The organism is Streptomyces sp. NPDC048142, from assembly GCF_043202835.1.
Taxonomy (GTDB): domain Bacteria; phylum Actinomycetota; class Actinomycetes; order Streptomycetales; family Streptomycetaceae; genus Streptomyces.
In genome coordinates this window covers 1-6042 of record NZ_JBIDBC010000022.1, presented here as the reverse complement: position 1 = coordinate 6042, position 6042 = coordinate 1, and the positions used below count along the sequence as shown (strand labels likewise).

Below are 6042 nucleotides of genomic sequence, written 5' to 3'. Positions count from 1 at the left end.
CTGTCCTGGAGCGCGGGGTGGACCCCCGGGCCGGCGGGGGGGGGGCTCCGCGGGGCGGCGTTGCTCCGGGCGCGGGGGCCCCCCCCCCACCCCCGCCCGCCGGTTAGGAGACCGGATTGAGCACGGAAAATGCCAGGGGGGTGCTGCTGCTCAGCCATGTCGGATTCTCGTTCATGGAGGATCTCGTCGGCACGGTCGCGGCGCGCGGGCTGAAATGTCATGTGCTCAGCTCGCTGCCGGAGCCGCAGCACCAGGAGTCCAGGCCGGCGGCGCTCGCCGACCTCGCCGATGACGTCCGGGTGACGGACGGACACGTCCTGACCCCGCACGACATCGAGGAGTACCTCGACCACCTTCAGGCCACCGGCGCGGACGTGCGGTGCGCTCTCACCGTCTGGGAGGGCTATCGGCACCTGATGGCGCTGGCCAACGCCCGTCTGGGAGTGCCGGATCTGGACGCGAAGCAGGTCCTGGAACTGCGCGACAAGGTGACGCTGCGCAACCGCCTCGCCGACGCGGGCCTCAGCCGGGGCCGGGCGTCCGTGCTCACCGCCAGGACGCTCGCCGAGCGGCAGCGTGAGGGCGGACGCTACTTCGTGAAGCCGGTCAGCGGCATCGCCTCCTTCGGGACGTTCCCCCTCACCGCCGACACGACCTGGGCCGACCTGGAGCGCATCGCCGCCGAGGCCCGGTCCGACACGGTCTACGCCAGTGTCTTCGCCTCCCGGCCGAGCGCCGGCGACCAGGTGGGCCCGCACACGGCCGCACACAGCGCCGCTCCCGGGACGGCCACGGACACCACCGGAATGACGTTCCTCGTCGAGGACTACGTACCCGGGCGTGAGTTCAGCTTCGAAGTGATAGCCGTCGACGGCGAGCCGCACATCGTGGCCGTGCACGAGAAGTACGAGATGACGGAGACGGCGGGCGCCGTGCTCGAGGACGCTTGCGTCAGCCCGCCCACGAGTCTCTCGCGCGAGGAGCTCGTCGCCGGGCTCCGCTGGGTGTCGAGCGTGCTGGACACCCTCGACCTCGGCTGGGGCTGCTTCCACGTCGAGGCGCGCCACGCCCCGTACGGCTGGGACCTGATCGAGGTGAACCCGCGCGTCGGCGGCAGCCTCATCTCGCCCAGCGTGGGGGCGCTGACCGGCGGTCCCGGCCTGCTCGACCTCTGGCTGGACTCCCTGATGACCGCCCACCGGCCGGCCGGGTTCCTCGAACAGCTGAACAGCCTGTCCTTCACGGCGGACGGCACCCCGCAGGGACGCAGCGCGACCTTCTTCCGCGTCTTCTTCGCCGACCCCGGCACCATCCGCGAGGTCCGGCTGAACGACGGCCGCCTTCCTCCGGTCCTGTCGCACGTCCTCCTCAAGCCCGGCGATGTCGTGGGACCGGCCTCGCGCGAGGTGTTCCTCGGCCAGGTGCTCTGGAGCATGGACCGCGCCGACCGCGAGGCGATCCTTCCCGGACTGGTGACCGACTCCAGGAGTGCCATCGAGATCACGTACGAAAAGGAGCACGGATGACCAGGCCGATCCTCCTCGTCGTCGACTACAACCTGAGCCGGATCGACGAAGTCCGCCACCTGCGGAACTACGCCCACGAACACCACGACGCGGAGGTCGTCCTGATCCGCGCCGACCCCACCGAAGCCGACCGCTCCATTGCCGACGAGGTGCTCGATCTCGATCCGCTCCGCGACGACTTCGCCGAGATGGGCGAGAAGCTGCTCGGCGACCGGCGCGTACGGATCAGGGCGGGCATCGTCTTCTCCGACAACGCGGTACGCAGCGGCGCCGAGCTGCTCGAACGGCTGGGCGTCCCGGTCGACTCGCCGCGCCTGGCCGAAGGAGCATTCTCCAAGTACCGCTACCGGCTCTCCGAGGCGCATGTGGCCGAACTCCTGGAGTCGCAGCGGGTCATGGTGCCCGCCTTCGCCGAGATCGCCTCGCTCGGCCAGTTGAGGGCCTTCGCGCAAGAGCACCCCGGGGGCTTCGTCGTCAAGCCTGTGGCGGAGGGCAACAACCGGGGCGTCGTCGTGGTCCGCCCCGGAGACGACCTGATGGCCGCGTTCGCCGAGGTCCTGCCCTATCTGGAGGGAGGGGTGATCTGCGAGGAAATCATTCCCTACGGGCGGGAGTACTCCTTCGACGGACTGGGCTCGCTGGAGTTCGTGACCGAGAAGCTCAGCGCGGACGGCCGCTACCCGGTCGAAATCGCCCAGGTCCTGCCCGCCCGGATCGAGGAACACGAGCGCGCGACGCTGGAAAGAGCGGGCCGTCAAGCGAACTGGCTGGTCGGTCAGTGCGACGGGCCGTTCCACAACGAGATCAAGCTGAGCGACGACGGGCTGCGTGCCGCGGTCGTGGAGCCCAACCGGCGGCCGGGCGGGATGAGGATCTGGTCACTGGCCCACTGGGTCTACGGGATCGACCTGCACCACCACTGGGTCGACACGGCCTTCGGCACGGCCGCCGGAGTGGAACGGCTCGTGCCCGGCTGCTCGGCGGCGACGGTGATGCTCGGCGTCGGCACCGACCGCTCGTTCTCCCCGGACGACATCGCCACCGGCGCGGACCCGCTCGGGAACGCCGTCCGGGCCACCGCGGAAAGGTCCGGCCTTGCCGACGGAGAGCTCACCGTCACGGACTTCTCCTGGCTGTCGCCCGAGCGCCGCGACCTGCACGCCATCGCCCGTGACAACGCGGACTTCGCGGCACAGGGCTGCGTGGTCCTGCGGGGCGACCGTACCGACATCCGCACCGTCGTGCACACGCTGCGCGAGGCCTGGCTGGACACGCTGGACCGCGCTTCGCTCCTCCCCACTCCCGTCAGGAAAGCCCGATGAAGATCCTCATCCTGCACCGCGTGCCCTACTTCAAGATCGAATACCACCGGGGGATCTCCCACGACCAGCACGAGGTCACCTACTTCGGGACCGACCAAGCGCTGGCGACCCTCCCGCCCGGCCTGCGGTGCGAGCGAGTGAGCCGGCCCGGCACCCGACCGGCCTTCGAGGAGGCCCGGGAGTGGCTGGTACACCGGCCCCGTGACTTCGACCGGATCATCTCCGTGTCGGAGTACGAACTCCTCGACTGCGCGCTGCTGCGCGAGCACCTGGGCGTACCCGGCGCCCGGCCCGCCCAGGTCGTGCTCGCCCGGGACAAGGTCCTGATGAAGCAGGCCGTCGAGGACGCGGGCCTGCGGGTGCCGCGCTTCCTCCCGCTGCCCCGCTTCCTGGCACTGGACGGCCCGGCTCCCTGGCGCGGCCGGACCGTGCTCAAGCCGCATCGCGGCGCCTCCAGCGAGGACGTGCTCGTGTTCGACACCCCGGCGCTGGCCGCGGCGGCGGTCCGGGAGGGCCGGACGGGCATCGCCCGGCTCGACGTCGGCAACGACCGGGAGGACTACCAGGTCGAGGAGTTCGTCTCCGGGCCGATCCGGCACTTCGACGGACTGGTGCAGGGAGGCGAGGTCCTCGTCCTCAGCGCGGGCGAGTACATCAACACCTGCCTGCAGTACGCGCAGGGCCACCCGCTCGGATCGTTCCAGATCGGATTCTCCGACGAGACGCGCGGCTGGGTGGCGCGCGTTCTGGCCGCAGTGCGGATCGAGGACGGCAGCTTCCACCTCGAAGCGATCGTCCACGAGGGAGAGCTGGTCTTCCTGGAGGTCGGGAACCGGGTCGGGGGAGCCGACGTGGTCGCCACCGTCGAACTGGCCACCGGCGTCCACCTCCCCTCGTACGAGCTGCGCGCCCTGCTGGGCGAGCCCGTTGCCGGAATGCTTCCCGAGCCCCCGGCCGGCCGGCGCCGGTACGGCTGGTTCGTCTACCCCGGCCACCACCTGGCCGGGCAGGAGTACCGGGGCCTCGACGGGGCGGCGATGTTCCGCGACACCCCGTCCGCCCTCGCCTGGAACGAACTGCCCTCCGGCGCGCCGCTGCCTGACCACATCACCTGCCAGACCGGGGCGACGGTGCTCACCGGGATCGTCGCGGGCGACACTCCGGAGGTCTGCCGGGACTGGATCATCGACCTGTTCGACTCCCTCTCGGTCCGCACCCGTCCGGCCGCCCCGACGCCTTCGGATCAGGTCCTGGTGCCAGGCCGCGGTGTGCGGAAACGACACGTCCCTTCCTCGGCGGCCGCCACCGCGACTCGCCTCACGTCGACGAACGGACCCCGCTCATGACCGCCCTGAACGACCTCGCGGACCGGTATGTGGATGAGCTTGCCGAGCTGGACCCGTGCTTGGCCTCGGCGATGGGCGTCGCCGGGCACGAGGAGCGGCTCACCGACTTCGGCCCACGGGCCATGTGGGAACGGGCGGAGCTGGCCCGGCGTACGGCGAAGGCGGTCGAGGCCACACCGGTCGAGGGAGACGCCGAACGAGTTGCGGCGGCGGTCCTCGGTGAGCGGCTCGCAACAGAGGCGGCGCTGGCCGACGCCGACGCGTACGCCACGCTGCTGGACACTCTCGACGGGCCGGTCCAGCGGATCCGGCAGGCCGTGGGGCTGCTCGACCAGGGCTCCGACACCCCGTGGGATGCGCTGCTGGCGAGGCTGCGGGCCGTCCCGGACACCTTGGCCGGGCTGCGCGAGAGCCTGGAGGCCGCGCGGCGCGGCGGGCGGGTCGCACCGTATCGCCAGGTGGTCCGCAACGCCCAGGACTGCCGGGACACGCGCCCGTACCTGGCGGGGCTGCCGGCCGGGCTCGGCGACGGTGTGCTGCGGGGTGCCCTGGACCGGGCAGCGGTCGATGCGAACAGGGCGCTGACACGGTTCGCCGGGTACCTGGAGGAGGAACTCGCACCTGTGGCCCCTGAGCTGGACGCGCTGGGCGAGGACCGCTACCGGCTGGGGGTACGCGAATTCCTCGGCATTCGACTGGACCTGCGGGAGACCTACGCGTGGGGCTGGGAGGAACTGGGCCGGATTCAGCGGGACATGGCCGAAACCGCTGCGCGGATCGCGCCGGGCGAACCGGTTCTGGCGGTGCTGGCGGCGCTCGACAAGGACCCCCGCTACCAGATCAAGGGCGCGGCGGCGTTCCGTGATTGGCTGCAGGAGGTCGCTGACGGAGCCATCACCGACCTCGACGGGACGCACTTCGTGGTCCCCGATGCCCTGCGGCGGATCGACTGCCGGATCTCCCCCAGCGAGGGGCCCGCCGTCTACTTGGCGCCCAGCGAGGACCTGTCACGCCCCGGGACGATCTGGTGGACGCGGACCGACCCGGACGCGTTGATCCCGACGTGGACGGTGCCGGGCACGATGTTCCACGAAGGAGTCCCGGGCCACCACCTGCAACTGGGCACGACGACCCTGAACACGACCACCCTCAACCGGTTCCAGCGGCTGGCGTGCGAACTGCACCCGGGGCACTGCGAAGGATGGGGTCTGTACGCCGAGCGGCTGATGGACGAGCTGGGGTACTTCGCCGACCCCGCACACCGGCTGGGCATGCTGGCCACCGGTCAGCTGCTGCGCGCCGCGCGCATCGTCCTCGATATCGGTCTGCACCTGCGGCTCCCCATCCCCGCGGGCACCGGGTTCCACGAGGGGGAGCGGTGGACCCCGGAACTGGCCCGCGCTTTCCTGGCCGAGCACTGCGGACTCGGCCCGGCGGGGTTCATCGACTTCGAGATCGACCGGTACCTGGGGCGCCCCGGGCAGGCCGTCGCCTACAAGCTGGGGGAGAAGGTGTGGCTGGAGTCGCGGGACGCGGCCCGCCGCCGCGACGGTAGCGACTTCGACCTCAAGCGGTTCCACCAGCAGGCCCTGGATCTGGGGCCGATGGGCCTGGGCCTGCTGCGCGCCGAGCTGACGCGTGCGGACCGTGCCGGCTGATGGCGGGAGACCTGGACAGGACGGACACGGGCGGAGGACACCACATGGTGAAGAAGCGAGCGAGCGGATGATCACAGTGGCGGGGCACGCCGACCTGAGCTGTACTGAGATTTGTGGAGTCCCTGATGCCAGGGTTACCGTCCTGGCGAAGGAGAACTACCAGCACCATGGCAGCACCCCGTAAATACCC

Annotated in this window: 4 protein-coding genes; all 4 read left to right on the top strand. The window is 71.0% G+C overall.

All coding sequences use genetic code 11. The features are described from left to right. The first annotated feature begins 116 nt into the window (after positions 1-116). Genes ACGF2Y_RS24785 through ACGF2Y_RS24770 form a run of 4 tightly spaced genes read left to right on the top strand, consistent with a single transcriptional unit; the run spans position 117 to position 5852 of the window. A complete protein-coding gene (locus ACGF2Y_RS24785) occupies positions 117-1526 on the top strand; it encodes an acetyl-CoA carboxylase biotin carboxylase subunit family protein (protein ID WP_392951374.1) in 1410 nt (469 codons plus the stop codon). Then, positions 1523-2848, top strand: a complete 1326-nt coding sequence (locus ACGF2Y_RS24780; protein ID WP_392951371.1) for an acetyl-CoA carboxylase biotin carboxylase subunit family protein — start codon at positions 1523-1525, stop codon at positions 2846-2848. Before ACGF2Y_RS24785 ends, ACGF2Y_RS24780 begins: the two co-directional genes overlap by 4 nt. Further along, positions 2845-4194 (top strand): acetyl-CoA carboxylase biotin carboxylase subunit family protein, encoded by a 1350-nt coding sequence (locus tag ACGF2Y_RS24775; protein ID WP_392951369.1) that lies wholly within the window; start codon positions 2845-2847, stop codon positions 4192-4194. Before ACGF2Y_RS24780 ends, ACGF2Y_RS24775 begins: the two co-directional genes overlap by 4 nt. Further along, positions 4191-5852 carry a DUF885 domain-containing protein gene (locus tag ACGF2Y_RS24770; RefSeq protein ID WP_392951366.1) on the top strand — a complete coding sequence of 554 codons (1662 nt, stop codon included), beginning with the start codon at positions 4191-4193 and terminating at the stop codon, positions 5850-5852. Before ACGF2Y_RS24775 ends, ACGF2Y_RS24770 begins: the two co-directional genes overlap by 4 nt. The last annotated feature ends 190 nt before the right edge of the window (positions 5853-6042 follow it).